Origin of the sequence: Longimicrobium sp. (assembly GCF_036399935.1) — a bacterium.
Classification (GTDB): Bacteria; Gemmatimonadota; Gemmatimonadetes; order Longimicrobiales; family Longimicrobiaceae; genus Longimicrobium.
Window position 1 is genome coordinate 65,767 of sequence record NZ_DASWMD010000069.1, and the last position, 25,564, is coordinate 91,330.

Annotated in this window: 27 protein-coding genes; 12 read left to right on the plus strand and 15 right to left on the minus strand. The window is 68.7% G+C overall.

What is annotated here, in order from left to right:
• Positions 1-21: 21 nt before the first annotated feature.
• Genes VGB24_RS20680 through VGB24_RS20715 form a run of 8 tightly spaced genes read left to right on the plus strand, consistent with a single transcriptional unit; the run spans position 22 to position 6,222 of the window.
• Positions 22-327 (plus strand): prepilin-type N-terminal cleavage/methylation domain-containing protein, encoded by a 306-nt coding sequence (locus tag VGB24_RS20680; RefSeq protein ID WP_331074818.1) that lies wholly within the window; start codon positions 22-24, stop codon positions 325-327.
• Positions 314-718 (plus strand): hypothetical protein, encoded by a 405-nt coding sequence (locus tag VGB24_RS20685; RefSeq protein WP_331074819.1) that lies wholly within the window; start codon positions 314-316, stop codon positions 716-718. The genes VGB24_RS20680 and VGB24_RS20685 overlap by 14 nt, the downstream gene beginning before the upstream one ends.
• Complete coding sequence (locus VGB24_RS20690; protein ID WP_331074820.1) at positions 702-1,262, plus strand: prepilin-type N-terminal cleavage/methylation domain-containing protein; 561 nt, start codon at positions 702-704, stop codon at positions 1,260-1,262. The genes VGB24_RS20685 and VGB24_RS20690 overlap by 17 nt, the downstream gene beginning before the upstream one ends.
• Complete coding sequence (locus VGB24_RS20695; protein WP_331074821.1) at positions 1,259-2,191, plus strand: hypothetical protein; 933 nt, start codon at positions 1,259-1,261, stop codon at positions 2,189-2,191. The genes VGB24_RS20690 and VGB24_RS20695 overlap by 4 nt, the downstream gene beginning before the upstream one ends.
• On the plus strand, positions 2,188-3,399 hold the full coding sequence (locus tag VGB24_RS20700; RefSeq protein WP_331074822.1) for a hypothetical protein: 1,212 nt from the start codon (positions 2,188-2,190) through the stop codon (positions 3,397-3,399). The genes VGB24_RS20695 and VGB24_RS20700 overlap by 4 nt, the downstream gene beginning before the upstream one ends.
• Positions 3,396-4,064, plus strand: coding sequence for a type II secretion system protein GspM (gene gspM / locus VGB24_RS20705; protein ID WP_331074823.1), 669 nt, complete (start codon positions 3,396-3,398; stop codon positions 4,062-4,064). The genes VGB24_RS20700 and gspM overlap by 4 nt, the downstream gene beginning before the upstream one ends.
• A complete protein-coding gene (locus VGB24_RS20710) occupies positions 4,061-4,576 on the plus strand; it encodes a hypothetical protein (protein WP_331074824.1) in 516 nt (171 codons plus the stop codon). The genes gspM and VGB24_RS20710 overlap by 4 nt, the downstream gene beginning before the upstream one ends.
• Entirely contained in the window at positions 4,564-6,222 is a 1,659-nt protein-coding gene (locus VGB24_RS20715) for a type II secretion system protein GspD (RefSeq protein ID WP_331074825.1), read from the plus strand. The genes VGB24_RS20710 and VGB24_RS20715 overlap by 13 nt, the downstream gene beginning before the upstream one ends.
• A gap of 80 nt (positions 6,223-6,302) precedes the next feature.
• Here the strand turns inward: VGB24_RS20715 and VGB24_RS20720 are convergent, their stop codons facing one another.
• Positions 6,303-7,685, minus strand: a complete 1,383-nt coding sequence (locus VGB24_RS20720) for a M28 family peptidase (RefSeq protein WP_331074826.1) — start codon at positions 7,683-7,685, stop codon at positions 6,303-6,305.
• A 199-nt stretch (positions 7,686-7,884) separates the two neighbouring features.
• Between VGB24_RS20720 and VGB24_RS20725 the strand changes: the two genes are divergently transcribed.
• A complete protein-coding gene (locus VGB24_RS20725; protein WP_331074827.1) occupies positions 7,885-8,802 on the plus strand; it encodes an NAD(P)/FAD-dependent oxidoreductase in 918 nt (305 codons plus the stop codon).
• On the opposite strand, the gene VGB24_RS20730 is transcribed toward VGB24_RS20725, so the two are convergent.
• Positions 8,803-9,885 (minus strand): serine/threonine-protein kinase, encoded by a 1,083-nt coding sequence (locus tag VGB24_RS20730; RefSeq protein ID WP_331074828.1) that lies wholly within the window; start codon positions 9,883-9,885, stop codon positions 8,803-8,805.
• 278 nt (positions 9,886-10,163) lie between these two features.
• On the opposite strand from VGB24_RS20730, the gene VGB24_RS20735 reads away from it, so the two are divergent.
• Positions 10,164-10,466 carry a hypothetical protein gene (locus tag VGB24_RS20735; RefSeq protein WP_331074829.1) on the plus strand — a complete coding sequence of 101 codons (303 nt, stop codon included), beginning with the start codon at positions 10,164-10,166 and terminating at the stop codon, positions 10,464-10,466.
• A 359-nt stretch (positions 10,467-10,825) separates the two neighbouring features.
• On the opposite strand, the gene VGB24_RS20740 is transcribed toward VGB24_RS20735, so the two are convergent.
• Positions 10,826-11,308: a nuclear transport factor 2 family protein gene (locus VGB24_RS20740; RefSeq protein ID WP_331074830.1), complete on the minus strand. Its 483-nt coding sequence runs from the start codon at positions 11,306-11,308 to the stop codon at positions 10,826-10,828.
• Positions 11,309-11,518: 210 nt separating this feature from the next.
• Entirely contained in the window at positions 11,519-11,860 is a 342-nt protein-coding gene (locus tag VGB24_RS25500; RefSeq protein WP_414676736.1) for a hypothetical protein, read from the minus strand.
• 233 nt (positions 11,861-12,093) lie between these two features.
• Here VGB24_RS25500 and VGB24_RS20745 point away from each other — a divergent pair, with 233 nt between their 5' ends.
• Entirely contained in the window at positions 12,094-12,417 is a 324-nt protein-coding gene (locus VGB24_RS20745; RefSeq protein ID WP_349263944.1) for a hypothetical protein, read from the plus strand.
• On the opposite strand, the gene VGB24_RS20750 is transcribed toward VGB24_RS20745, so the two are convergent.
• The 9 genes from VGB24_RS20750 to VGB24_RS20780 all read right to left on the minus strand — a co-directional run bounded on the left by VGB24_RS20750 (position 12,408) and on the right by VGB24_RS20780 (position 19,870).
• Positions 12,408-12,842, minus strand: a complete 435-nt coding sequence (locus VGB24_RS20750) for an alpha/beta hydrolase (protein WP_331074832.1) — start codon at positions 12,840-12,842, stop codon at positions 12,408-12,410. The genes VGB24_RS20745 and VGB24_RS20750 overlap by 10 nt on opposite strands.
• A 269-nt stretch (positions 12,843-13,111) precedes the next feature.
• Complete coding sequence (locus VGB24_RS20755) at positions 13,112-14,422, minus strand: serine hydrolase domain-containing protein (RefSeq protein ID WP_331074833.1); 1,311 nt, start codon at positions 14,420-14,422, stop codon at positions 13,112-13,114.
• 487 nt (positions 14,423-14,909) lie between these two features.
• Positions 14,910-15,416: a hypothetical protein gene (locus VGB24_RS20760; protein ID WP_331074834.1), complete on the minus strand. Its 507-nt coding sequence runs from the start codon at positions 15,414-15,416 to the stop codon at positions 14,910-14,912.
• 256 nt (positions 15,417-15,672) lie between these two features.
• A complete protein-coding gene (locus VGB24_RS20765; protein ID WP_331074835.1) occupies positions 15,673-15,891 on the minus strand; it encodes a hypothetical protein in 219 nt (72 codons plus the stop codon).
• Positions 15,892-16,032: 141 nt separating this feature from the next.
• Positions 16,033-16,710: an energy transducer TonB gene (locus VGB24_RS25505; protein WP_414676737.1), complete on the minus strand. Its 678-nt coding sequence runs from the start codon at positions 16,708-16,710 to the stop codon at positions 16,033-16,035.
• An 822-nt stretch (positions 16,711-17,532) separates the two neighbouring features.
• Complete coding sequence (locus tag VGB24_RS25510) at positions 17,533-17,709, minus strand: helix-turn-helix domain-containing protein (protein ID WP_414676738.1); 177 nt, start codon at positions 17,707-17,709, stop codon at positions 17,533-17,535.
• A gap of 248 nt (positions 17,710-17,957) precedes the next feature.
• The gene (locus VGB24_RS20770) at positions 17,958-18,398 is read right to left on the minus strand and encodes a hypothetical protein (protein WP_331074836.1); all 441 of its coding nucleotides are present in this window, start codon (positions 18,396-18,398) and stop codon (positions 17,958-17,960) included.
• Positions 18,399-18,566: 168 nt separating this feature from the next.
• Positions 18,567-19,502 (minus strand): DUF4062 domain-containing protein, encoded by a 936-nt coding sequence (locus VGB24_RS20775; RefSeq protein ID WP_331074837.1) that lies wholly within the window; start codon positions 19,500-19,502, stop codon positions 18,567-18,569.
• A 128-nt stretch (positions 19,503-19,630) separates the two neighbouring features.
• A complete protein-coding gene (locus VGB24_RS20780; protein WP_331074838.1) occupies positions 19,631-19,870 on the minus strand; it encodes a hypothetical protein in 240 nt (79 codons plus the stop codon).
• Positions 19,871-20,082: 212 nt separating this feature from the next.
• Between VGB24_RS20780 and VGB24_RS20785 the strand changes: the two genes are divergently transcribed.
• Positions 20,083-20,256 carry a hypothetical protein gene (locus VGB24_RS20785; RefSeq protein ID WP_331074839.1) on the plus strand — a complete coding sequence of 58 codons (174 nt, stop codon included), beginning with the start codon at positions 20,083-20,085 and terminating at the stop codon, positions 20,254-20,256.
• Between the two features lie 777 nt (positions 20,257-21,033).
• Here VGB24_RS20785 and VGB24_RS20790 read toward each other — a convergent pair.
• Together VGB24_RS20790 and VGB24_RS20795 are read right to left on the minus strand one after the other, a co-directional pair.
• Complete coding sequence (locus VGB24_RS20790; protein ID WP_331074840.1) at positions 21,034-21,729, minus strand: hypothetical protein; 696 nt, start codon at positions 21,727-21,729, stop codon at positions 21,034-21,036.
• 545 nt (positions 21,730-22,274) lie between these two features.
• Complete coding sequence (locus tag VGB24_RS20795; RefSeq protein WP_331074841.1) at positions 22,275-25,535, minus strand: error-prone DNA polymerase; 3,261 nt, start codon at positions 25,533-25,535, stop codon at positions 22,275-22,277.
• Positions 25,536-25,564 lie beyond the last annotated feature (29 nt).

Sequence of the window (25,564 nt, forward strand, 5' to 3'; positions counted from 1 at the left end):
GTGGGTTGCGCGCGGCCACGCGTGGGCGCTCGCCAGGCCGGGTTCACGCTGGTGGAGCTGATGGTGGTGCTCGTCGTGCTGGGGATCATGGCCGGGGTGACCGGGCTGGCCGTGCGCTCGCTGGACGACACGGACCCCGCCGGCCAGCGCGCGGCGGCCATCGCGGATGCGCGGCGCAGGGCGCTGGACACCCGCCGGCCTGTGCCGCTGACGCTTGCCACCGGCGACACCGTCCTTCGCCTGATCGCCCTCCCCGACGGCAGCGTGCGCGGCGACAGCGCGCTCGGACTGGACCCGCTGACCGGGAGGCCCCGTGCCGTTCCTTGATCCCTCTCTTACGCACTCACGCACTCACGCACTCACGCACTGCCGTTCCGGCGCGGTCCTGCTCGAAGCCATCGTCGCCATCGTCATCCTCGCCGTGGCGGGAACGGCGGCCGTGGCGATGGTGGGCCAGGCGGCGGAGGGCGTGCGGAGGGCGCGCGCGGCGGACGTGGAGGCGCGCGAAGCCTCGGCGCTGATGCACGCGGTCGCGCTGTGGACGCGGGAAGACCTGGACCGCCGCCTGGGCAGCCGGCCGCAGGGGCCCTGGCGCCTTTCGGTGCAGCGGCCGGACCCCGAGCTGTACGACGTGGCGCTGACGGACAGCGCCGGTGCGCGCGTGATCCTGCGCACCTCCCTCTTTCGCCCCGACACCGCCCGTGACCTGCTTCCCTGACCCGCGCGCCCTGCGCTCCGCCGGCTTTACGCTGGTGGAGGTGATGGTAGCCCTCGCCGTGATGGGAGTGGTGCTGGTGGGCGCGCGCGCCATGCTGGAGCAGGTGGCCGACCACGCGGAACGCATCGCCGGGGCGGCAGAAGCGGCGGACCGCGACGGCAACGCCGACGCGCTGGTCCGGTCCATCGCCGGCCGCACGCAGGTCTCGGCCGTCCCGGGGAGCGAGGTCCGCTTCCAGGGCGAGCCCGGGATGGCCCGCTTCCGGAGCTGGTGCGAGGTGCCTGACGGGTGGCTGGAAGAATGTGACGCGTCGCTCGGGTTGATCCAGGTGAACGGCGGGAACGTCCTCGCCCTCCGCCTTTCCACCGGCGAGCTGGTGCCGCTGAGGTCGGGGTTCCAGCGGGGCGAGATCCTGTACCTGCGCCCGGCGGGAGAGGGCGGATGGTGGCTGCGCTCGTGGGGATCCAGCATCACCGCGCCGCTCGCCTTGGGGCTGGTGATCGATGGCGACACCACCATCGTGCGCATCGGGGAGCGTGGATGACCGCGCGCCGCAGGGGCGGGTTCGCGCTGATCTCCGTCCTCTGGATCCTGGTCGGCGTCTCGGCGCTGGCGATGGCTGGGAGCCTGGCCGGGCGCGAGGCGGTGGCGTCCGCGCGCAACCGGGCGGACCTGGCGGACGCCGCCTGGCGCGCCGAAGGGTGCCTGGAGCGCGCCCGCGCGGCCCTGTCGCAGGCGCTGAAGGCCGCGCGCAACCAGGCGCCCGGGCTCGGCGCCTGGAACGGGATGGACCGCGCCGTCCGCGAGTCGCCGCTGCTGGCGGGGTCGGGGTGCACGGTGGAGACGATCGCCGCGGGCGCCGCGCTGGACGTGAACGCCACCCCGGACGACGCCATCCACCGGGCGCTGGCCGCCCACGGCGTTCCCGCCGCCCGCGCCGACTCGCTGGTCGATGCGCTGGCGGACTGGCGCGACGCCGACTCCGTGCCGCGCCCCCGCGGTGCCGAGCACGGATGGTACCGGGCCCACGCGCGGCGGGCGCCTCGCGACGGACCCCTGGTGGACGCGCGGGAGCTGGCCCTGGTCCGCGGCTTCGACGCCGTGCCCGGGATCGAGGCCCTGCTTTCCCCCGAATCCGGGCGCGTGCCGCTGGGCCATGCGCCCGCCGCCGTGCTGGCCTCGCTTCCCGGGTTCACCCCCGAGGCGGTGGCGCGCGTGGTGGACCTGCGCTCCCGCGGCGAAACCATCACCGACCTGTCCGCCTTTCCCGGACAGCTCTCGCCCGGCGCGCGCGAGGTGCTGCTGCGGCGGTTCACCGAGTTCGTGGGCGCCGCCGGGACGGAGCCGGAAGCCTGGATCGTCCGCGCCCGGACCGGCGTGGGAACCCCGCCCGCGGTCAGCGTGGTGGAAGTGCGGCTGGTCCGCGCGGGCGAGCGCGCAGCCGTGGTGCGGCGAAAGACGTGGACCGAATGAGGCTGACCCTGGGAATCGCGGTGGGCGCGGACCGCATTCGCGCCGTGGCGCTGAACGCCGGGCGCGTGGTGGCCGCCAACGAGACCTCCGTGGAAGCGGGAGACTCGCTGGCCGACGCGCTGGCGGAGCTGCTTTCGGGCGCGCCGCTCCCCCGCTTTCCACGGCCGCGCGTGGTGGTGGCGCTGGGGCCGTCGCTGTCGCAGACCCGCCGGATCGCCGGCCTGCCGCCGCTGGACGACCCCCGCGTGCTGGCGCAGATCGTCCGCGAGGGTGCGTCGAAGTTCTTTCTGCGCAACGGCGCTCCACTGGCCACCACGGGCGTCCGCATCGTGGAGCCGGGCGTGGTCTGGGCGGCCGCGCTGGACGAGCGCACCGTCCGCGCGGTCGAGGCCGGGTGCCGCGCCGGGGGGCATCGTGTGGACCGCTTCGTTCCCTCCGTCGCCGTGCTGGGTCGCGCCCTGGCCGATGGCGAGGTGCTGTGGCCCGACGGCGGCGCCGTGGCGCAGGTGACGCTGGCAGGGGGCGAGATGGTGTCCGTCCGCCGCCTTGGCGCCGCGCATGCGCCCGCCCCGCCCGCGCCGTCGGTGACGCCCGCCCTGGCCCGCCTGGGCGACGAGGCATGGCGCTATGCCGACGCGTACGGCGCGGCCGCGCTCCCCGCCTGGGAGCCCCTGGCGCTGCGCGGATCGGCGGCGGACGGGGACGCACCCCGCTGGCGGGTGAACGTGGCGGCGTCGGCGCTGGCCGCCTCCCTCCTCTTCGCCGCCCTGGCCCCGGCCGCCCGCGCCATGCAGGCCCAGGACGCGGCCGCGGCGCGGATCGCGTCGGTGCAGGCCCGACACCGCGCCGCGGTGCAGACGGACCGCGAGCTGGCCCGGGTGACGGCGGCCCTGCGGGAGGCCGCCGAGTTCGGCCGGCATCACTACTCGCCCACGCTGCTGCTGGCCGACGTGGCCGCCGCGCTTCCTCCCGGCGGGGCGCTGGTGAGCTTCCGCGCGGATTCCGCGTCCGGCAGCCTGGTGGCGCTGGCCCCGCGCGCCGGCTCGCTGGTGCAGCCGCTGGAAAAGGTGCCCGGCGTGGCGGCGCCCGAAATCGTCGGCCCGGTCACCCGCGAGGCGCTGATGGGCAGGGAGCTGGAGCGGGTGACCATCCGCTTCACCGTTTACCCGGCCCGCCGCGCGGGTCCATCGCGGGAGGCACGGCCATGACCGCGGCGATCTCCGGGCGCGACCGGCGCGTGCTGGTCGCGGGTGCGGCCGCCATCGCGCTGATCCTGCTGGTGGGACGCGGGATCCCCGCGTGGCGGCGCTGGGACGAGCGCGTCCGCGCCGGCGCCGAGCGGCAGGCGGAGGCCGCCGCGCGCTCCGAGGCGGCCGTGCGGGAGCTGCCCGCCGCGCTCGATTCGCTGGAGGCGCGGCGCACGCGCTTCCTGGCCCTGGGGGGCACGGTGCTGGAGGGCGGGTCTCCCGCCGCCGCCGGGGCGGCGCTCGCGTCGCTGGTGTCAGGCGCGGCGGCGCGCGCGGGGGTGCAGGTGGGCTCGGTCCAGGTGCGGCCCGACACCGCCTCGGCCGGCACCTTTCTTCGCGTCGTCGTCCGCGCCGACGCCACGGGCGACCTGCCGTCCATCACCCGCATGCTCGCCCTGCTGGAAGGCGCGCCCGAGCGGCTGGCCGTGCGCGAGCTGTCCATCACCCAGCCCAACCCCGGCGGGCCCGCCGAGCAGCCCGAGGCCCTGCGCCTGGAGGTGGCGGTGGAGGGGATGGCGCTCGCGCCCGGCACCGACGGCCCGCCCCGCCGCACGCGGACGGACGCGGACTCGGTGACCGTCAGTGCGGACACCACGTCCCTGGCGGCGGAAGAAGGAACTCCATGACGCGGCGGCGGTGGGAGCGGGTGCTGTGGGCCGCGGCCCTGGCGGTGGCGCTGGGCGGATGGCTGCGCTGGCGCGATGCCGTGCCCCGCGTTCGACCCGTTCCGGCCGGCGTGGCCGGCGCCCCTGGCGACCCGCCCCGTCCCGCGCCCGGCCGGCTGGCGGCGGCGGCACGCTCCGTCGCCGCCGCCAACCCGTTCCGCCTGGACCGCGTTCCGGCCCCGGTCGGCTACAGCCGGCCCCTCGCCGGCCCGATGGGGATGGGCACGATGCCCCCGCCGCCGACGTACACTCCGCCGCCCCCGCCCCGCCCCGCGCTGGCCGTCACCGGCATCGTGGGCCCGCCGTGGCAGGCGCTGCTCGAGGGCGTACCCGGCCGCGAGGGCGCGGTCGCCGTGCGCGCCGGCACCGTGCTGGGCGACCTTCGCGTCCGCTCGGTGACCCGCGACCGGGTAGTCGTCGCGGGCGCCGACACCAGTTGGACCCTTTCCGTACGGAAACCATGGCAGCAATGACACGCGCCACCCTGGGCGCCCTGGTGGCGGCGGCGTGCCTCGCGGCGCCGCTCCGCGCGCAGGACCCGCTGGTCTCGGAGGGCGCGCAGGGCGTCAACGTGAACCTGGTGGACACCGAGCTGCGCGCGGCCGTCGCCGTGCTCAGCCAGTACCTGGACCGCCCGGTGCTGTACGGGCAGCTGGGAAACCAGCGGATCACCTTCGTCAGCCCCCGGCCGCTGGCCCGCGGCGACATCCCGGGGCTGCTGCGCACGCTGCTGGCCGACCAGGGCTACGTGATGGAAGAGGCCGAGGGCGGCTATCGCATCCGCGGCCGCGAGGGTGGCGCACCGCCCGGCGGACCGCCGCAGCCCGGGATGGGGACGAACGGCCCGCCCGCGTACGACCCGGGGGCGGGGGGCGCGTCGCTGGCCAGCGCGGGTGGGGTGGAGCTGTTCGTCGTCCGGCTGCGGCACGCGCGCGCGGCCGACGTGGCGGCCACCATCAACGCGCTGTACGGCCGCGGCGGCGCCCTGGGCGAGCTGGGCTCGCGGGGCTCCACGCTGGGGGGCGACCTGGCCCAGAACCGGATCCCGGACTACGGCACCCAGCGCCCAACCGCCACGGCGGGGCCGGGACCGGCTTCGGGGAACGTGTCGGGCAACCTGGTGATCGTTCCCGACGCGCGCACCAACAGCCTGCTCATCCGCGGCAGCCGCGCCGACTTCGAGCTGATCCGCGCCGCGGTGGAGCAGGTGGACGTGCGCCCCCTGCAGGTGGTGATCGAGACCACCGTTGCGTACGTGCGGCGCGACTACACCTTCGCGCTGGGGCTGGACGTCGACGCGCCCGACTCGCGGCTGGAAGAGTCGCGCGACGCGACGGTCGGCGGCTCCACCCGCGGCGGCGTGGGCGTCGGCGACCTGGTGATCCGGGCGCTGAACCTGGGCGGCATCGACCTCGACGTGGTGCTGCGCGCGGGCGAGAGCCGCAGCAATGTGCTGATCCTCGACCGTCCGCTGCTGCTGGCCGCCAACAACGAAGAAGCCGAGATCGTCGTGGGCGAGCAGCGCCCGTTCGTGCAGGTGCAGCGGTCCACCGACGGCGGCGTGCTGGACGAGGTGGTGCAGTACAAGGACGTGGGCACCACCCTGCGCGTGCTGCCCACCATCAGCGCCGACGGCTTCGTGCAGATGCAGGTGGTGCAGGAAATCAACAGCGTGTCGGCGTCCGCGTCGGGGCTCGACGCGCCGGTGATCAACACGCGATCGGTGAGCACCCAGCTGCTGGTGCGCGACGGCCACACGGCGGTGCTCGGCGGCCTGTCGGGGCTGCAGCGCGACCGGACCAGCGGGGGGGTGCCGCTGCTTTCCAGCATCCCCCTGATCGGGGGGATCTTCGGACGCAAGACGCGGCGGAGCGACGACTTCGAGCTGTTCATCTTCATCACCCCCCACGTGATCAGCAGCGACGAGGAGCTGGACGACACCACGGGCGGCCTGAAGCGCGGCACCCGGGCGGGACGGGCCTCCGACCGGCGCCCTCCGATGGTGGGCAGGGAACGCGAGCAGGAGGCCCAGGCCGCACCGGCACCGGCCGCCGCGCCCGCTTCGCCAGAGCCCTCCCCCGCCCAACCCCAGCCCCTTCCCGTGCCGCCGCGGCCGTAGCACTGTGTGTCTCGATCGGAGAAACGACGAAGCCGTCGGGTATCGATCCCGGCGGCTTCGTCGTTTCCAGGACCCGTCGACTACCTGCCTGGGGACGGGAAGACGGTGAGGCTCTCGTTGCCGTCGCGGTCCACGGCGGCGACGGCGAAGAACCAGTTGTCGATGACGATGTTCTCCAGCGTGGCCTCGGACACGTTGCCCACCCAGCGCGAGTGCGTCCAGTTGGCGTCCGTCGGCAGGCGCCAGTACACGCGGTAGCCCGCCAGGTCCGGCGCGTCCACCGCCTTCCAGCGCAGCACCGTGTGCGGCGTCACGGCGCCGCGGATGGTCACCGAGTCCGGCGCGGCGGGCGCCCAGGCCAGCGACGCCATGGAAGCGGTGTTCAGCGCCGTGACCCTGGCATTGTAGACGAAGTCCATCGCGTCGGGCACGTCGCCGTACTCGATGCCGTTCTCCACGCGCAGGTCCTGGTGCTGGCGCGTGTAGTCCTCGTACAGCTCCGTCAGGCGCACCGCGGGAAAGCCGGCCAGGAAAAACGGCGTATGGTCGCCGCCGCGGCCGAAGCGGTCCAGGCGGTAGATGATCTGCGCGTCCAGGTTGGGCACGTAGCGGTCGGCGATGCGGTCCACGTAGCGCGCCAGCTGGCGGGTGGGGACGTCCAGCTCGCCGCCGCTGTACAGGTACTGGCGCAGCACGGCGGCCGGCGCCTCGGGCGGAATGCCGGGTGACAGGATGCGCACGACCGTGTTGTCGGCCGCGCCGTTGATGCCCCGCGAGTTGCCGATGATGTCGTTGTTCAGCACCCCCGCGATGCGCCAGTCGTTCGCCTGTGCGTGGCGGGTGAGGATCTGCGCCCCGTTCAGCCCCTGCTCCTCGCCCGCCAGCGCGGCATACACCAGGGTGCCGTCGAAGCGGTGCCTGCTCAGCACGCGCGCGGCCTCGATCACCGCCGCCGTTCCCGACGCGTCGTCGTTGGCCCCCGGCGCGTCGGAGGTGTCGTTCATCACGTCCGTCACCCGCGAGTCGTAGTGCCCCAGGAGCAGCACGTGGCGGTTGGGGTCCGTCTGCCCGCGCTGGATGGCGACCACGTTCACCACGCGCGTGTCGCGGGGAATGCGCTGGTTCTGCCCGCCCGGAATCACCTCGCTGACGTATTGCACGTCAAGGCACCCGCCGCACTCGCGCGAGATGCGCTGGAACTCGGCGAAGATCCACCGGCGCGCGGCCCCAATGCCGCGCGTGGCCGAAACCGTGTCCGATGTCGTGTGCCGCGTGCCGAATGCGGCGAGCCGCCGCACGTCGGCCTCGATGCGCGCGGGCGACACCTGGCGAACGATGTCATGAATCCGCGGGTTCTCGGCGCCGGGGCCGCTCGCGCCGGGTGAGGCCTGCGCGTTCAGGGCTGGGGCGGACGCGGCCAGCGCGAGCGCCGCGAGGGGAACGGTTCGGATGCAACGGAGCACGGCAGCCTCCAGACAGCGGTCAGGCACGGGCAAACGAGGTCGGCCCGGCGGCGGCGGGATCGGTGGATCGATCGGGAAAATGCAGTATACACGCCACCGTCCCCACGGCAACCGCCGGTGCGTTGGCGCGTACCCGGCCCGCCGATTGCACCCGCGCCGTCCGTCGTTCCATTGGTGAAAACGCGCGGAGGGATACCGGATGCCGTACGGCGGGATGTACGACGTGATCGTGGTGGGCGGCGGGCCGGCGGGGCTGGCGGCGGGGCTGTGGCTGGCGCGCTACCGCCGCAAGGTGCGCATCTTCGACGCCGAAGACCCGCGCAACGCCGAGACCTGGGCCGTCCACGGCTACCTGGGCATCAAGGACCCGCCCCCCGCGGAGCTCAGGAAGGTGGCCCGCCAGCAGGCCATCGACGCCGGCGCCGAGTACGAGCCCATCGTGGTTACGGAGATCACGGGCAAGCAGGACGACTTCACGGTCACGGTGGAGGACGGCCGCACCTTCGGCGCGCGGCGCATTCTGATCGCGACGGGGCTGCGCGACATCGTCCCCGAAATTTCGGGGTTCGAGGACTTCTACGGCACCAGCATCTGGCACTGCCCGGACTGTGACGGCCCGGGCATCTCCGACAGGAAGGTGGGGGTGATCGGCTGGGGCCGCTCCATCGCCGCGTATTGCATGTACATGCTGACCTGGACGGAGAACCTGACCATCCTCACGCATGGCCACCCGCCCGACATGGAGGAGCCCGCGAAAGCGGCGCTGGAGCGGTGGAACATCCCGGTGCGGGAGGCCGTGATCGAACGGCTGGAAGGCGAGGGCGGGCAGATCCAGCGCGTCGTCTACCACGGAGGGGAGACGGAGGAATTCGACGCGCTGTTCTTTCACATCGCGTCGGGCCCCGGCTCCAGCTTTCCCGCGGACCTGGGGTGCGAGGCGGACCTGGACGGGATCCTGGAGGTAGACAAGGAGCACCAGACCACGGTGCCCGGCGTGTACGCGGCGGGCGACATCATCCCCGGCTCGCGCCTGGCCCTCCGCGCCGCCGCCGAGGGCGCGCGGGCGGCGGTGGGCATCCACAAGTCGCTGATTCCGGACGACCGGAGACTGAAGTAGCTACCGGGTTGCGGTATCGGCGCGCCGTTCGATGGGCGCGTTCTCCGGCCACATGCGGTGGCGGCCCTTGAGCATGGGGGCCAGGGCGGCCAGCATCCCCGAGACGGTCTGGAAGCGGTCGGCGGGGTCGGCGGCCAGGCAGCGCAGGATCAGCTTTTCCAGGTCGCGGGGCACGCCCGGGTTGTGGGCGCGCGGCGGCACGGGTGCCTGGGTGATCTGCGGATAGCGCTGCTCCAGCTCCTTTGTGGTCAGCTCGCGGCCCTCGGTGGGGGGACGAACCCGCGCCACGGGGCGCTCGTCCGTCTCCTCGTCCTCGTCCAGCTCGTCCCAGAACGCCTCGTCGTCCTCGTCTTCGGGCTCCTCGGTGGGCCACTTGCCGGTGACGCACTCGTACAGCAGCGCCCCCAGGCCGTAGACGTCTGTCGCGGCGGTCAGCGGCTGCTTCATCACCTGCTCGGGCGCCATGTACGGCGCCGTCCCCAAACGGTCGGCGGGGCGGCGGATGGGCTCGATCTCGCGCACCACGTCGAAGTCCAGCAGCACCGGCACGCCCTCGCGCAGGTGCACGTTGCCGGGCTTCAGGTCGCGGTAAAGGTAGCCGCAGCGGTGCAGGTAGTGGATGGCGGCGCCCACGTGCATGATGGCGCGGATGGCGTCGGGCACCTGCAGGCGGCGCTGCGTGAGCCCCTCGAGCACGTCGAACAGCGAGGGCCCGGCCAGGTACTCCAGCAGGATGAACGCCCGCCCGTCTGCCTCGCCGCTGCCGAACAGCCGCACGATGTTGGGGTGCTTCAGCTTGTCGAGCACCTCGGCCTCGCGGCGGAACGACACGGGCGCCACGCCGTTCACGCAGTGCTCGGGGAGCAGGATCTTTCCCGTGAGCGCGCACCAGTGGCGGTTGCTCCACACCTGGTACAGCTCGGTCATGCGCCCGCACGCCACGTGGCCGATCACCGTCAGCTCGCCCACGCGGTCGCCGACGGACAGCGTGAACTTTTCCTTGGGCCGCGCCGGCTCGTGCTCCCACCTGCGCGCCGCCGCCAGCCCCTGGTAGCGCGCCCGCGCAATCGCCGGAGATGCCATGTCTCTTTCCTGGAACAGGTTGCGGCTCCCGGGCGGGATCATCCCCGTCCGGCCGCGCCGTGACGGGAGTTTTCCAACGCAACGGGCGTACCCTGCACATTCGGGAAGTGGGCCGCGACAGGGCCAGGATCTACTCTATTTCCGCCATACGTGGACACTCCGCTACGCCCGTGGCCGCTTTTCTGCGCGGGGTTACGCATCCAATCTGGACGCTGTTACCTTCCGCCGCATGCCGAAGCCTGCCTCGTCACTCGACAGGATCTCCTCAGGAGGGAACCATGAGCGATGCTTTCGATGCCGATGATTTCGATGCCGCTCTTGAATGGGATGACGAGGTAGACGCGATCATCGAAGAGATCTGGGAGATTCGCCGCAAGATGTGGGAGGAGTTCGACAATGATCCTCACAAGATGTCTGCCCACATGATGAAGCGGCACGCCGACCGCGTCGCCCAAGGTCACCCTGAACTCAAGTCGTCGTCATCTCCAGAAGAGGAGGCCCGGATCATCGCCGCTTGCCAGGCTCTCCTGAGAGAACACGAGGCGCAGGAACAATCGCCTGAGGCGCACGCACCGCAGTGATCGTTGGTAAGCAGAAGACACTGGGCGCATCGTCGCTCCAGGCGATCTGCCCAGGAGGGGGAGATGAGTGAGCCGATCCACTACGCCGACAGGTAGACGCGATCATCGAAGAGATCTGGGAGTCCGCCGGAAGATCTGGGAGCGGTTCGATAATGATCCGCTCAAGATGGGCCAGCACTACATGGCGCTGGAGCGGCAATCCGGAAGGCGCGTGATCGACGACCGACGACCGGTACTGCCCACTCCCCAGCGAATCGAGCCTCCCTCCCCCCGAAAGGTGTTCGCGCCACTCTGACGCCACGTGAAGGGAACGCAGACGGTAAAGCCCGCCCGCGGCTCCTGGCAGCGGCATCGGTTCGTCAGGGCGGCGGCGCGGCGCCAGGCTGGCGCGGCGGCCGGCTCGAGTTATCCATGTCCGAGAAGATGAGCCATCGCCCGTCTGGCCCCCGGCTGAGCGTCAGCGTGAACTTGCCCTGGTCACCCGGGGCGTCGCCATAGCCGTACGCGCCGATGATGTAGCCCACCGTGTCCGCCGTCGCCGCCGCGAGCGCCCGCAGGCGGAGCGGCCCCCCTGCCTGGCCGGCGTATGCCGCCTGGATCGCGGCCCGCCCGCGGATGGGCGCGCGCCCGCCCTGCAGGACGAAGCCGTCCTCGGCGAAGAGCGCGGCCAGCCCCGCTGCGTCGCCGCGCCGCCAGGCAGACTCGTAGTCGCGAAGCACCCGGTCCAGCTCCGGCGACAGTTCCACCGTTGGCAGTTCGGGCGGCGGCGGTGCGGCCTGCGCGTGCGACTCCCCGGCAAGGGCGATCACGAGGAGGGACGTCAGAATGGCTGCGAGGCGCATGGGCATGGCGGGTCGGAGGTGAGGAGCTTCGGTACGGCCGAACGCAGCCATCCGGGGCTGCTCTCCCGAAACAAAGCTAGGGCAAGCCTCATCCACGAGCGACTCAAAAGCCGCCCGTTCGCCAAGCTGCCCTGCTGGACGGTGATGGTCAAGAGGATTGGAGCACGCGATGCGCGACGTACGCTAAGGACCGCGCCCATGGCGCTGAGATCACTCGTCGCCTTCACGATCACGCGAAGATGCTGTTGCCGTCGATGATCCAGAAGCAACGAGCCCAATCTCATTTCTGAGGGGCTGCGGCACGTTCCTCCAGCGCGTGGCGCCTGAGACCTGAAGTTTGCACCCCTGCTCCTGGGCCGCGGCCAGAATTTGGGCGAACCAGCGGGCGTGGCTCCACTCTCTCGGAGGGGGCGAGTGAAGGGTGCGCCTGACCGGATCCCAGTTGACCCCCATGGCCTCACGCCAGACGAGCGGAAAGGCCGCCGATTGCGGTCTCACGTGCAGCCGTCCCTCAGCGTCGATTTCGATTTCGTCAATCAGATCAGCGGTCATTCCCTAGCACTCGCCTCGGAATCGTACTCCAACTGCCGAGGAAGTCATACCACATCGACACCGCCCCGAGGCAACTCCAGCCGGTGAAGGAGCTTGCGATCCCTTGTCTCATCAAAGGAGCAACTGGGCTCGGACCTGCGGCGCAGCGGCCGGAGCAACGCGCCACGGGGGGAACGAACCCTGCTGACGCCCCGACGGAGACGCCTGGGCTCAGCTTACGGGACACGGTGCAGATGCGCTACCCGGTCACCCCCGATGGTCGATACTTCGTGGTGCGGGGCCGTCTCTGGCGCTGTACCAACCCGGGGTTGAGCCAGGACGAGCGCGGGAAGCTCACGCGGGAGCTGATGCAGGCGCGTGCCGCGGTGGGACGGGCGAAGCGCGCGGAAGACGAGGACGGTGTGCGCCTGGCTCGCGCCGCGGTGAACCGGGCGAAAGTCGCCCTGGGCGAGCGAGGGGCGGTCTGGTGGACGGACGGAGCCCCCGACTACAACCGGCACCTGGCGAGGAACACCTCCTATCGGGCGTGGTTCGCAAGCCTCCCGGCTCAGGAGTGACGCAGCGCCTCCGCTCGCGTGAGGTGCTCCCTCAGCAGGGCGTTGATCTGCTCCGCATGCTGGATCGTCACTCCGTGCGAGGCGTCCCTCACCTCGACGAAGCGGGCGCCCGGCACCCCATCCGCCAGCGCCCGTCCAAACCGCGGCAGTGCGATCGGATCGTGCGTGGCACTGACGACCAGCGTCGGCACGCCTGCCAGCCGGCCCAGCCGCGTACTCGCATCGTATGCGCGCAGTGCCCGCAGCTGCCGCATCGCCACGGGCGGCTGATCCGCCAGATCGTGCCCGAAGAGCGGTTCCAGGCGCGCCGCCAGCCCCTCCGCCTCGCTCGCCACGACCGCCCCGGGTGGCATGACGATCTCCAGGAACGCACGCCGCCGCATCCGCCGCGTGCCCACCGAGGAGCGAAGCCCCAGCCACAGCATTCGCCGCGAAAGCCGGGTGGCATCGGCAGTGTGAGAGGCTGGCTGGCTCCCATGCCGCGGTTGTCGAAGGAGAGGCAGTGGAACCCGGACGAGAGCGCCTCGACCTGGGGCGACCAGCCGCCGCCGTGCACGCCGACGCCCTGGATGAAGAGTACGGGCGGACCCTCGCCCACCACTTCGAAGGCGAGCCGGCAACCGCCGTGATCGAGGGTGTGTGCGCTCGTCAAAGGAAACCTGGTCAGGCCTCGGACGCCTCTTGCGACTTCATCTTATTGGAAGGTCGAAAACAGGTCGTGCGTCGGGATCGATGTGACGCCGGCGAGCGCACTCCATAGCGCGGCCTCCAGCGCGGGCTCGGAGTTGGGCGTCAGGGAGCGAGCGTTGAACAGCCCGACCATCGAGACGTTGTCATACGAGCGCACGCGCATGGCCGTCGTGCCGGGGAGCGATCCCCCGTGCCACCAGTTCGCGTCGCCGTGGGTCGGGCGGACGAACCATCCCAATCCGTAGAAGCACGCGCCACTGGCACAAACGGTGGGACCGGTACTGGTCATCTCCGCGACGAGTCCGGCGCTGAGGATGTCCGGACGAGTGGCACGGCCATCGACGCCGGCCAGGAAGCGCAGGAGATCGACGGTCGATGAGACCCAGGCGCCGCTTGCATCAGACACTTCGAGGTGAAAGCCCCCGTAGTTGATGGGCACCGTGCCTTCGCCCGGGAACACGGATGGCACCAGTGGCGCGGTCATGCCCAGCCCAGGGTCCAACGGCGAATAGTACTTCACCTCCTCCGGGTGCGCGTCGCTCATGCGCGACCTGCCCTGCCGCGTGCGAGTGGCGCCCACGGGCTGCAGCACGCGTGCGCGCACGTACTCCTCGTACCGCATGCCGCTCACGCGCTCGATCACGCGGCCGAGGATGATGTATCCAAAGTTCGAGTAGGCGAACCGTTCACCCGGATTGAAGTCGAGCGGCATTCCCTTCATGTACCGGATGAGTGTTTCACCGGACGCCGGCGCGGGCGCGTTGACCGCGGCCGCGGCGATCGCCGGCCGATCGATGGGATCGAAGCCGCCGTTCGGCTTGGTACGATCCCAGCCCCCGGCGTGGTTGAGCAGGTGCCGGATGGTAATCTGCTCCCACCGCGGATCGACCGTCGCTCCCGGCGCAGGGGTGAGGTGCGCGATGAGTGGTGCCACGCGATCATCGAGATGGAGCTTGCCTTCTTCCATCAGCGTCATGATGGCGGCGGCGGTGATCGGCTTCGACACGCTGGCGATCCGGAGCAGCGCGTTGGGCTGCACCGGCGCCTTGGCCTCGACATCCGCGTATCCAAAGCCTCGCGCATAGATCAGCTTGCCGTCGCGCATGACGGCGACCGCGCCACCCGGAATGGCGAACTTCCGCATGAACTCGGTGATGGTCTGATCATACGACTCCATTCCCGGCACGGCGGCACCGCTGATCGGAATCTCCGCGGGAGGCGTAACCGGAAGAGAGACAGGCGGCGGCGTCTTGTCGCATGCGGCGAACGACGCAGCCACCAACCATCCGGCCAGCAACGCTCTTGCGCGTTTCATAAGCACTTTCCGATCGCGGTTGTGCGTGCGGACTTCGCCTCATGGGATGACGAACCCGGCACGATCGGGGACCGAATGAGGAGGCTTCGGCCCCAGCATGCGGCTGCCAGCCCACCAAGGCCGCGAAGGAGGGGAGCCGCCGAACGACACAAGGGTCAGGGTGCGGGACCGGCGCGGTGCGGCGCCGATGAGGAGCGGGGTGGTGTCCGCGTACGCGCCGTCCTGCACGATCAGGGTCCCCCTGCTGGCGATCTCATCGAAGATCCCCTCCCGGGTCCGTGCGTCGATGATCGGGTGTACGGCCACGGCGGCGATGGAGTTGCCAGTGCACTGATCCGTGCGCTCCGCGTCCGGGTGCGCAATCCCGTTCCTGAGGAGGTAGGCCGCGCCGGCTGCGAAAACGATGACGGCAGGGATGGCAGCTCTGCGCCTCATCAAAGGAGTTGCGTGTCACCTGCAGCGCAGTCGTCAGGCACCCGGACCTGGATCAGGGCGAGCGTGGCCGCGCGGACGGGACCTCTGCGAAGCTGGAGTAGACGCGCGCATGAAACTCTCCCTCCGCATGCCAGGCCGGTGTTACCGATTCCGCACTGAGGCTGATCTCACCGGCGACGGTGCGGGCCTGAGCGTCGTAGCTGCGGATCGTGAGCGTACCCGTAGCATCGGGGAAGTACCCGGCATCGCCTCCGACGATCTTCGCGAGTTGCCCCGCGCGTCCTTCGATGCGGTAAGTGCCTGTGCCGGAGAAAGGAACGCGGGCTCGAACGTACTCATCGTAGTAGGCCTTCGGATCTGGACGGTGCCCCACCACGAACAGGGTATCCCGTTGCAGCACGGCATAGGAACGTCCGCGCCAGGGGAGGCCGTCCCAGCGGCCCTCGAAGGAGCCCACCCGACGCTCGGATGGATCACTCGGTCCGAAGGAGCAGGCGCTGAGAATCGCGGCGGCGAGCGCAGCCAGGGGGATCGTGAGCAGGGATGGTGCAGAACGCATCGGAGTCTCTCGCGAGCGCAGGTGCAGTCGGGGGTCCACCACGGGAGGACAACGTGCGCCAGAGGCAACTCGTGACAACTGAGCAGGTGTGCCTGACGACACAAAGGTCAGGGATGCGGGACCGGTGCACAAGCCAGCCGTCGGCGAAAGCTTGGACCCGACCCGCATCCCCTGCTGCCGATTAGGTGCCGGCGTCAACTGACAATAACACACCGGGCCACGCCCACGCTCGACGCTCGCGGACCCCGCGTTTGCGTCAGTGATAGTCGTGTGAGCGGACGATCTCGCGCGCGTCGTCGAGAGTGAGGGGGAAGAACGTCTCGGCCTTCAGGTTCGTCACGCCGTCCTCCTTTCCCAGCTTTCCGCGCACGGCCAGGATGCCGTTGCCGTTGATGATCTCTCGCTCCTTTTCGCAGACCTGGGGCTGACTGATTACGTCCAGGCGCCCCATCTCGTCTTCCAGCCGCACGAACACGAAGCCCTTGGCCGTCCCCGCAGGTGGCGCATGGGTGGCTGTCCAGATCGGAGGCGCAGTTTCGGCTCGCTGCCCATACTGGGCTCGGTGTCCGCTGCAACGCGTTGTTCGGTGGCGCAACAGTGCAACGCCAGGGACCTGCTACTGGAAGGTCACTGGGATGGAAGTCGGCGCCTGGATAGCCACTCCGTCGATGCGAGCGGGAGAGAAACGCATCAGCCGCGCGATGCGTAACGCCTCTCGATCTACCTCCGTGCTGCCGCTCGACCGAGCAACCGTCGGGGATGCCAGAGCACCGTCCACGGCGACCACGCCGCCGATCACCACGGTTTGGCCCCGCGTGCTTCCGTTGGTCTGCGTGGCTCGGGCAATTGCGGCGTTGACTTCGCCACCATTCCGAAGCGCAGGCACTGCCTGAGCGTGGCCCAGTCGAACGAATCGGATCAGCGGAGAGGCACCGCCCTGCACCAGGACAGCATCGCTGGGCTCCTGGAGATCGCTCCGGTGTCGGAGGTGAGCGCGCAGGGCCGACTCCAGCGGACGAACGTAGCCGTCCGGGTAACCCTGGAAAATGGGACCGACCCGCTCAACCTCTCCTGCCGAACTGTACCGCACAGAGAATACGATGGCTCCCGCCTGCGGGCCACTCAGTCGGGCGAGATCGGAGTGCAGTGCTGCAGAATCTACCCAGGCGACAACGGAGGCTGTCCCAGACGGCTGGCCCGAGCCTGAGGTCGGTGATGCCGCGGGCGATGAACCCGGAGCTGACGCGCAACCAGCGGCAAAGCAAACCGCTGCGAGAGTTGAGACTATACGCATATCCCTTGGCGATCAGGTGAGCTGCGACATAAGGGTCAGGTTGCGGGGCTGGCGCGCAAGACTTTCCTTTGGCCGAAAACATGGCCGGCCCCGCATCCCCTGCAGCCGATTGTTACATCGCGGCGAGGGCCCGCACCGAGCTATGGGCACAGCCCACCTCCGTTGCCTCAAGGCCTTTCGCGCTGAGTGAGGTAAGCAGCGCCCCCCGCTTCTAGGAGACCAAGGCACCGCCCGACACAACTCAAACCCAGCCGTAGCCCTCGCACCATATACACTTCTTATCAAGTGAGTGTCCCTGGCCGTGGCAGCGATTGCACGGGATAATGAGCGTCCGCACTCCATGCGTAAACGCCTGTGTACCCGACCCATAACATCCTGGGCAAGGCGAGAGTCCGATGCCCTTACACCACCCACACCGAGTCAATTGACTGTTCTCTGCCATATGAGTGCACTCGGTTGAAGTTCAGCGCGACCTGTGGCCACAGCAACTCAGGCAGGTCATATCGCCGCTACCGCTACACTTGCGACACAGTGCGCAAGAGCGCCGGTGAACGGTCGGGGATAGAAGGTGCCCTTGCCCACACATCGGCATGATCGGTTACCCCCGAATGAATATTGAGCGAGCGACAATTGACGCTGCCACTCAGCTCAGGGCCTCCTAGCTCACGTGCTGCTCGAGATGATGATTGCCCAGTGGCCTAACGACACAAGGGTCAGGGGTGCGGGGCCGGCGCGCAAGCCTTTCGTCCGCCCAAAAGCATACGAGGCCCCGCACCCTTACAGCCGATTGTTAGGCCGCGTTGAGCGTTAAGCCGCCGCAACTCAGTTGGAAGGCGTAGTCCGGCGCACCTCGTCTGCGATCTCATGCAAACGAGAACCCCGCCGTTCAAGCGCGGCAGCCAATTGTATGAGGTTTTCGGGTCGCGGCGTCCGACGATCTGCCGCCCAAGAGCGAATTGCGTCGTAGCTTATTCCCGCTTCCTCAGCAAGTTGCCGCATTGAGAACGGCGCCGGGGCGACGCGAGCGAGTGGGCTCGGGCGCGGGGGGTGGCACCGCTTGCCTGAGGGATCCGGCAGCCGCGGGACGGATCACCTGCGGCTGCCGCGATGCTTGCCCAGCGGCCTAACGCCCAAGTTCAGCTGCGCAGCGGACGCCGTCCAGCCAAGATGCAGGTCGGCAGCGCGAGAGCCGCTCTCCAGGCGAGAACATGTCGGCCATAAGTGCTGCGTCAGGCTGCAACGCAACGTCAGGTGGCCGCCCGGGAAGACGAGAGCGCTCCCGCCCGGCCCAACCAGCGGCGGAGCAGGAACACCAGTGTGACATAGGCATAGCCGAGCGGCAGGATTACAAGAATGCCGAGGCCCGCCAGCCCCAGAAAAAGCTCGGCACGGCCAGCGAGCCCTCCGATGACCGCGGTGAAGGGGAGCCAGGCGGCCACCATCCAGAGCGGTGCCTGCAGCGCGCCGTGGCGGATCGCCGGTTCGAGGCGCCGGCCAATCCACCAGGTCGCCCACGCTGCCAGCGCGGCGTAAGGCAGACCGCCGTACATCAAGGACATCAGCAGGAGTTGAACGAGCTTCACGACGGGCGAGAGGCTCGGACTCCAGCCGGCAGCATGGACCGCGGTCGCCACGAGGGCCGGGATAGCGATTGGCAGCCACACCGCGCACCCGTAGAACGTCTGCACCGTCATAGAGACCGAGCCCGTGGCCACCTAACGACACAAGGGTCAGGGGTGCGGGGCCGTCGCGCAAGACTTTCTTCCGGCCGAAAGCATGCAAGGCCCCGCATCCGCTGCAGCCGATTGTTAGGCAGCTTGTTGGCTACGAGCATGAGGTTTCCAAGAGCGAGGAAGCTATTCCTTTGTTCCTTCAATAGTGCCCGAGATAATGGTAGAGCGCGTCGATGAGTATCCGACAAAGCGTCCGACAAAATGGCGACCGGTGTCCGATACCTGCAGAACTTCAGTCCCAAAATTCACCTCCCCCATATTCTCATTAAAGTATTCGAGGCGCACGAACCGGTCGTGAAGGAATCGTCCTCGAAGGGCGTAGGTATCGACTCCCGTGGGGCCTCGAGCTGAAGACGTTGCACCGACCTCCCCACCGTTCACATAGAAGTCCCACGACACATCATACCGAATAGGTGGCGCCCTGCCTGCTGCATCAATCTCCTGCGCAGTTCCGGTCCATTTGCCGCTTAGAACCTTGTCGAGGTTCCGACCGGTGTATAGCGGCCAAGGATCAGTCGCTGGAGAAGCATGGAACGAACGGCCGGAGATCCAACCTACAAACTCGTGGCGTTTCTCAAGATCATGTATGCTACGCGCAACCCAGAGCCGGATATCTTTCTCATCCTCGACGAACCTGCACAAACGAGACATTACGAGACACCGAAAAGCTTTCAATTTTTCTGGAGCATCGCGTTCCATTACCTCATGGATCGCCGCCCCTTCGCGCACCTTACGATCCAGAAAAGCATCGGATAAGAGAATTGCGAAAAAAGGCTTCCCTGTCTCGATGGCATAACGATATTCCAGTTCAGTATAGCTCAACCCGCTTCCAGGTTCGAGGCTGCCGTAGCGCCCACCAAGAACGAGCAAGAAGATGTCTGATGCATCAATCCAACGTCTGATTACCTTGAGTTGTTCGTCGCTGCCGGCAGCAAATAGTTCCATGCCTGCGGGAATGTGTCCCGCTTCTAGGATGGCGGTCACGGCTGCCTGACGCTCAGGGATCAGATCAAGGTAAGTCGATGACACGAACACCTGCAGTTTACGATCTCTTGACATGATGGTTTCCAGGTCGAACTGGCGGTCCAAACACGTGTGAGCCTCAATAGATAGTCTACGGGGCCAAACCCCTGCAGCCAATTGTCAGGCTCCACCCATCGCTCTAGCTATCTCCTTGCCAAGATGCTTCACAACCGCTCGTTCGCTGCTTCGCGCAGCGCGTCCGCGATCCGCTGTAGCTGCTGAGCGCGCTGCTCGAAACCAGAAGCCATGCGAGAGAGATTCTCCGCAGTCGGGGTCCTTCGGCCGATTGCCCAGCCGCGGAGCACGTCGTACTTCAGGCCGGCATCATCGGCGAGTTGCCGCATGGAAAACGGCCCATCGCGGAGCACGCGCTGGACAAGCCCGAGGATGTCTTCGCTCTGCAACTGCCCCTCCGCGGAACGTTATGTTCACATAATTGTGTTGACAACGCACCAGATGCACACTATACTGTGAGCACAGGGCAAATGAAAGAGGTTGGCCGCTCCCCCCGCGAAGAAGATTCGGGCCAACCTCTCACACGCGAACAGACCCGAGGGCCGCCCGCTCACCAAAGCTGCCCTGCTGGACGGCCCGGGTCAAGAGGATGGAGCCTACGATGCCACGGAAGCCGAAGGAGCCAGCGCCCGCCGCCGCCGCAGAGCCCGGCTACACCATCGTGAAGCAGACGAAGAGCCGCTGGTGGGAGGTGCGCGGCCCGGACGACGAGTTGGTGTGCCTGACGGTGTACCGCAAGGGCGCCAGAGAGGTGGTGCGGCGCCTCGCCACCTGAGCCTGACCAGGATGAAACACACGGCAGCCGCGGGAGAGATTGCCTGCGGCTGCCGCGATGCTTGCCCAGCGGCCTAATGGAGATGGTTCAGGCGTGCAGGGCCTCTGGGTGATCAGTAATCCGAAAGTATGCTTGGCCCTGCATCGCCTGCAACCTATGTTAGGCCCGGCCGCAGTCGGGTCTGGGCAGCGCAGGTGGCACCGGACGAGCACTACGCAATTGGCTACGGTATCGACACCGCAGTTACGAGCACCGTCCACGCGCCGCGCAGGTGCTCGGCCTCTGCCGAGTTCCTGTGTGACCAATACTTGGTCTCCATGTCGTATCCGCAGGGATCGCAGACAGTACGTGCTTTCCGCCTACAACCGACTGGTGCAGCATAAAGCTACCTGCGGGGGACTGTTACTTTGCAGGCAAGCAGGTACTCACCCGAAGGATCGACGCCCCACCAACCGTAGTCTAGGAAACTGTCTGACTCGGTGCCGTCCACTGGACGCCCCCATGGTATGACTGAGAGGTGGAATCATGAACGAAGGTCCTCGTACGGCGCCGGTTAACGGCTGGCCCCCCCCGGTGGTATCGTCGATTGCGGGTCGAGAACACGGCGGAGCATTCTGGATCGCCCATCTCCTTGGAGCGATGTTCCGCTCGCGCGTCGAGTTCGCCGCGCTTGTCATTAACGCCAGAGCCATCGGATATGAAGCCGGCAGTGCTACACGTCCTTCAGGATGTATTGAGAATGCGGCTGGTTCACCCGTAGGGTGGGCCATGCTGTCACTAGTCGATCACCTCATCCTCTGCTTCGTCCAGCAGATATCCCGGAAGTCTGTCGTACTCCGCAGACAGGCCCAGGGCCTTGTTCTTCGCAGTCTGCTCGTCCCTGGCGAGCTTCCTTACAATCTGGCCTACTTCATAGGGCACGTCGCCCCGAGCCGAATTGTCGGGATAATGGGTGAAACCGGCTTTGTGCATCCACTCGTGTGCTAGATGTCCGGCCATGCTGTACGGATCGTTTCCTTCCACGCACCGATTTACGAACCAGTAGGACGTAGTGATCTTCCCAACGCTTCCGAGCCGGGTCGAACCGACAGTGCCCCTCCGGAGTTCGCGGAGCCTCACGTCCAACGTCATCTTGTTGTCCGCCTGGGTCTGTCTCTCCCGACCCTCCAGAATGATCTTCAGGATCTCCGCATTATCGGGTTCTTGGATGTCGCCGTTCGCCAGGCGGAGCCTGCGGCCCTCGAACGTCGCCCTTTCGATCGCTTTCCTGAAATCGTCGCTATCCAACACCCTGTCGAGCTCGGCCTTGGCGCGCTGAATGAGATCAGCTTGCTCAGGCGAGGCTCCCTCAAGTTTCAGGTCAGGATCAACGGCGACCGCAACAGCAGCAGCGGGCGCGGGCGGCGCTTGCTGAGCTGACGCTCTCGCCAAGGTACAGGCCGCCATAACAAGCAGAAGTCTTTTAGTGGTCATCACAGTCCCCCGTGTTGGTGAAGCTCAGCCGTAGCAGAAACAATATCCACAGGTTCATTCGCGATTATAGCGATAATCGCAGAAGTATCAATGACACAATCCACGCGCGCTCCTCAGGCTGGTGTACAATTGTACAATCTGTCCGCTCGCTGAGGTCCGCGCAACGGTTTCAGCGGGAGGCGCCTAATTGGTTGTTCAGTGGACGAATTCCGGCCAACACCACAGCGCGGAGTGGTTGGCCGAACCCGCTCCATTCCAGATAATACTCGGGCATCGGAACGTCAAGCGCCAGTAAATCGCGCCCACACGATCGAATACCCTGCGGCCTGCCGCGGCTATGTACGCATGGTGGCACGATAGCGCTCTTGTTCCGCGCATTATCGAGAAGCAACGTGCGACTCCCACGTAGTCATCATCCTTTCCTGCGTGAGCCGAGTGCCCGAACCGAAGCTCCTGAACCAAGTGCGGCAGACCGCCCGCCTGAAGCACTTCAGCCTGCGGACGGAGCGCGCATATGCGCAGTGGGTGCATCACGGCAACCAACGTCAGTGATAGTCGTGTGAGCGCACGATCTCGCGGGCGTCGTCGAGGGTGAGGGGGAAGAACGTCTCGGCCTTCAGGTTCGTCACGCCGTCCTCCTTCCCCAGTTTTCCCCGCACGGCCAGGATGCCGTTGCCGTTGATGATCTCGCGCTCCTTTTCGTAGAGCTGGGGCGGGATGATCACGTCCAGTCGCCCCGTCTCGTCCTCCAGCCCCACGAACACGAAGCCCTTGGCCGTTCCCGGCCGCTGGCGCACGATCACCACCCCCGCGGCGGTGACGCGCTCGCCGTGGCGCCGACCCTCCCCGCGCAGGTCGCCCAGCGCCACCACGCCCAGGCCGCCCAGCCGCTCGCGCAGGTGGCGCATGGGGTGCCCGTCCACGTCGAAGCCGGTCACGTGGTGCGCCATCAGCGTCCGTTCGGCGGGCGGCATCTGGGGCAGGCGCGCCGAGGACTCCGGCGCGGGCGCCAGCGGGCCCCCGCTCTGGAGTGCCCGTAGCTCGCCCAGCACCGTCCACAGCGCCTGGCGCGGCCCGCCGTCGATCCACGACCGGAACGCCCCCGCCGCCGCCAGCGCCCGCAGCCCGTGCTCCGAGGGAAACCGCTCCACCACGTCGGCAACGGAGGTGAACGGCGCCGCGCCACGGAGGCGGCGCGCCGTCACGGTGCCGAGGCCGCGCACGTATCTCAGCCCGACGCGAACGGCGGGGGGGGAAGTGCGTGAGTGCGTTAGTGCGTTAGTGCGGGAAGGATCCGATGCTTGGGCCGGCGTCTGTGCGTTTCCGGTGGTGCCGTTCACTTCCGCACTCACGCACTCACGCACTAACGCACTCTCCAACTTGCAGTCCCACCCGCTCACCGCCAGGTCGATCGGCAGCACCTGCACCCCGTGCTGCCGCGCGTCGTGGATCAGCGTCGACACGGGGTAGAAGCCCATCGGCTGCGCGTTCAGGATGGCGCACAGGTACTCGGCCGGGTAGTACAGCCGCAGCCACGCGCTGGCGTACGCCAGCAGCGCGAACGAGATGGCGTGGCTTTCGGGAAACGTGTAGCTGGCGCACGCCTCCAGCCATCCCAGCACCCGGTCCGCCGCGTGGTCGTCCACGCCCCGCGCGCGCATCCCCTCGCGGATGCCTTCCGTGGCCCGGTGCATCTCGTCGCGCGTGCGCTTGCGGCTCATGGCGCGGCGCAGGCGGTCGGCCTCGCCCGGCGAGCAGCCGCTGACCACGATGGCGCACCGCATCAGCTGCTCCTGGAAGAGCGCCAGGCCGTGCGTGCGCCCCAGCACCTCTTCCAGGTCCGGATGGGGATACTCCGTGGGCACCTCGCCGCGGCGGCGCGCCAGCATCTCCTTCACCTGCCCGCCCAGCATGGGCCCGGGGCGGATGGCGCCCACGGAGATCACCACGTCGTAGAAGCACGTCGGCTTCAGCCGGGGAAGGAAGTTGGCCTGCGCGCGGCTCTCGATCTGGAAGAGGCCGATGGTGTCGGCCGCGCCGATCTGCGCGAACACGGCGGGGTCGTCCATGGGCAGGCGGCCGATGTCCACCTCCACCCCGCGCCACTCGCGCACCAGGCGAATGCACTCGCCCAGCAGCTTCAGCATCCCCAGCCCCAGCAGGTCGAACTTGGGGACGGCGCGGTCGGCGCAGTCGTCCTTGTCCCACTGGATCACCGTGCGCCCCGGCATGGACGCCGGCTCGATGGGCACCGACTCGCCCAGCCGCGCGCCGGACAGCACGAACCCGCCGCTGTGGATCCCCCGGTGCCGCGGCAGCCCGTTCAGCCCCGCCACCAGCTTCACCAGCGCCTTGGCCTTCGGCTCCGCCGGGTCCAGCCCGATGGACCGCAGCGCCTTCCCCTCGCCCATCTCCAGCCACTCCGCCGCCGTCTTCGCCGACGAATATCCATCCAGCCGCTTGGCCAGGAAGTCCGCCTGCGCCACGGGAAAGGCCAGCACGCGCATGGCGTCGCGTACGGCCGAGCGGCCGCGGTACTCCACGTGGGTGCACACCATGGCCGCGTGGGTACGGCTGTACTTCGTGTAGACGTACTGCAGCACGCGCTCGCGGTCGTCCAGCGCGGCGAAGTCCACGTCGATGTCCGGCGCCTCGGGACGCTCCACGGAAAGGAAGCGCTCGAAGAGCAGCTGGTTGGCCACGGGATCCACCGCCGTCACCCGCAGGGCGTAGCACGCCAGCGAGTTGGCCGCCGAGCCGCGCCCCTGGCACAGGATGCCCGACTCGCGCGCGAAGCGGCAGATGTCCCACACCACCAGGAAGTGGTCGGCCATCCCCACCTGGCGGATGATGGCAAGCTCGTGCTCCACCTGGTTCCAGTGTCGCGCCGAGGCGTCCGGCAGCCGCTCGCGCAGCCCCTGGCGCACCAGGTGCTCCAGCAGGGCGTCGGCCGAGTCCCAGCCGGGCGGCAGGGGAAAGGAGGGACGCGGGGCGGGCAGGTCCAGCAGCTGAAAGCCCCCGCAGCGCTCCGCGATCTCGCGGGTGCGGCGGATGCCTTCCGGCGCGTGGCGCCAGCGGCGCGCCATCTCGGATGGCGGCTGCAGGCACCACTCGGCCGAGGGGCGCAGCCAGCCTCGGCGGTGCGCCTCGTCGAGCGTGGTTTCGCGGCGGATGCAGGTGAGCAGGTCGTGCACGGCGCGCGCGCCCGGGTCGGCGTAGTGCACGTCGTGGGTGACCACCCAAGGCACCCCCACCTCGCGCGCCAGGTCGCGCAGGTCCGCGCACAGCGACGCCTCCTGGTGCGTGCGGTGGTCCCACAGCTCCAGGAAGAAGCGGTCGCCGAACACCTCCTTCATCTCCCCCGCCCTGGCGCGCGCCTCGGCGTAGCGCTCTTCGCCCAGCAACTGGGGGATGCGGCCGCGGGGACAGCCGGACAGGGCGATCAGCCCCGTGGAGCGCGCGGCGAGCGTTTCCCAGCGCAGCGACGGGGTACCGCGCGGGCTCTCCATCCGGGCACTTGACAGGAGCGCGCAGAGGCTCTTCCAGCCGTCCGGGTTTTCCACAACCAGGGTGAGGTGCGAGCCGTCATCCAGAGTCGCTTCCGCACCCAGCAGGGGGGTGATTCCCGTGTCCCTGCACGCTTTCGAGAAGCGGACGGCGCCCCCCAGATCGTCGTGATCCGTCAGAGACAGATGCGTGTAGCCCAGCTCGGCCGCCCGCGCCGCCAACTGTTCCGGCGTGGACGATCCGTCACACAGCGAGAAGGCGCTGTGACAATGCAGCTCTACGTAATCTCCAGCATTCACAACGACTTACCCCAAAGTCCGCGCGCATC

Excerpts from the sequence above, each read along its gene's own strand:
- VGB24_RS20695 (WP_331074821.1), top strand. The coding sequence starts at position 1,259 with ATGACCGCGCGCCGCAGGGGCGGGTTCGCGCTGATCTCCGTCCTCTGG.
- VGB24_RS20700 (WP_331074822.1), top strand. The coding sequence starts at position 2,188 with ATGAGGCTGACCCTGGGAATCGCGGTGGGCGCGGACCGCATTCGCGCC.
- gspM (WP_331074823.1), top strand. The coding sequence starts at position 3,396 with ATGACCGCGGCGATCTCCGGGCGCGACCGGCGCGTGCTGGTCGCGGGT.
- VGB24_RS20710 (WP_331074824.1), top strand. The coding sequence starts at position 4,061 with ATGACGCGGCGGCGGTGGGAGCGGGTGCTGTGGGCCGCGGCCCTGGCG.
- VGB24_RS20715 (WP_331074825.1), top strand. The coding sequence starts at position 4,564 with ATGGCAGCAATGACACGCGCCACCCTGGGCGCCCTGGTGGCGGCGGCG.
- VGB24_RS20725 (WP_331074827.1), top strand. The coding sequence starts at position 7,885 with ATGCCGTACGGCGGGATGTACGACGTGATCGTGGTGGGCGGCGGGCCG.
- VGB24_RS20730 (WP_331074828.1), bottom strand. The coding sequence starts at position 9,885 with ATGGCATCTCCGGCGATTGCGCGGGCGCGCTACCAGGGGCTGGCGGCG.
- VGB24_RS20735 (WP_331074829.1), top strand. The coding sequence starts at position 10,164 with ATGAGCGATGCTTTCGATGCCGATGATTTCGATGCCGCTCTTGAATGG.
- VGB24_RS20740 (WP_331074830.1), bottom strand. The coding sequence starts at position 11,308 with ATGCGCCTCGCAGCCATTCTGACGTCCCTCCTCGTGATCGCCCTTGCC.
- VGB24_RS25500 (WP_414676736.1), bottom strand. The coding sequence starts at position 11,860 with ATGACCGCTGATCTGATTGACGAAATCGAAATCGACGCTGAGGGACGG.
- VGB24_RS20745 (WP_349263944.1), top strand. The coding sequence starts at position 12,094 with ATGCGCTACCCGGTCACCCCCGATGGTCGATACTTCGTGGTGCGGGGC.
- VGB24_RS20750 (WP_331074832.1), bottom strand. The coding sequence starts at position 12,842 with ATGCTGTGGCTGGGGCTTCGCTCCTCGGTGGGCACGCGGCGGATGCGG.
- VGB24_RS20755 (WP_331074833.1), bottom strand. The coding sequence starts at position 14,422 with ATGAAACGCGCAAGAGCGTTGCTGGCCGGATGGTTGGTGGCTGCGTCG.
- VGB24_RS20760 (WP_331074834.1), bottom strand. The coding sequence starts at position 15,416 with ATGCGTTCTGCACCATCCCTGCTCACGATCCCCCTGGCTGCGCTCGCC.
- VGB24_RS25505 (WP_414676737.1), bottom strand. The coding sequence starts at position 16,710 with ATGCGTATAGTCTCAACTCTCGCAGCGGTTTGCTTTGCCGCTGGTTGC.
- VGB24_RS25510 (WP_414676738.1), bottom strand. The coding sequence starts at position 17,709 with ATGCGGCAACTTGCTGAGGAAGCGGGAATAAGCTACGACGCAATTCGC.
- VGB24_RS20775 (WP_331074837.1), bottom strand. The coding sequence starts at position 19,502 with ATGTCAAGAGATCGTAAACTGCAGGTGTTCGTGTCATCGACTTACCTT.
- VGB24_RS20785 (WP_331074839.1), top strand. The coding sequence starts at position 20,083 with ATGCCACGGAAGCCGAAGGAGCCAGCGCCCGCCGCCGCCGCAGAGCCC.
- VGB24_RS20790 (WP_331074840.1), bottom strand. The coding sequence starts at position 21,729 with ATGACCACTAAAAGACTTCTGCTTGTTATGGCGGCCTGTACCTTGGCG.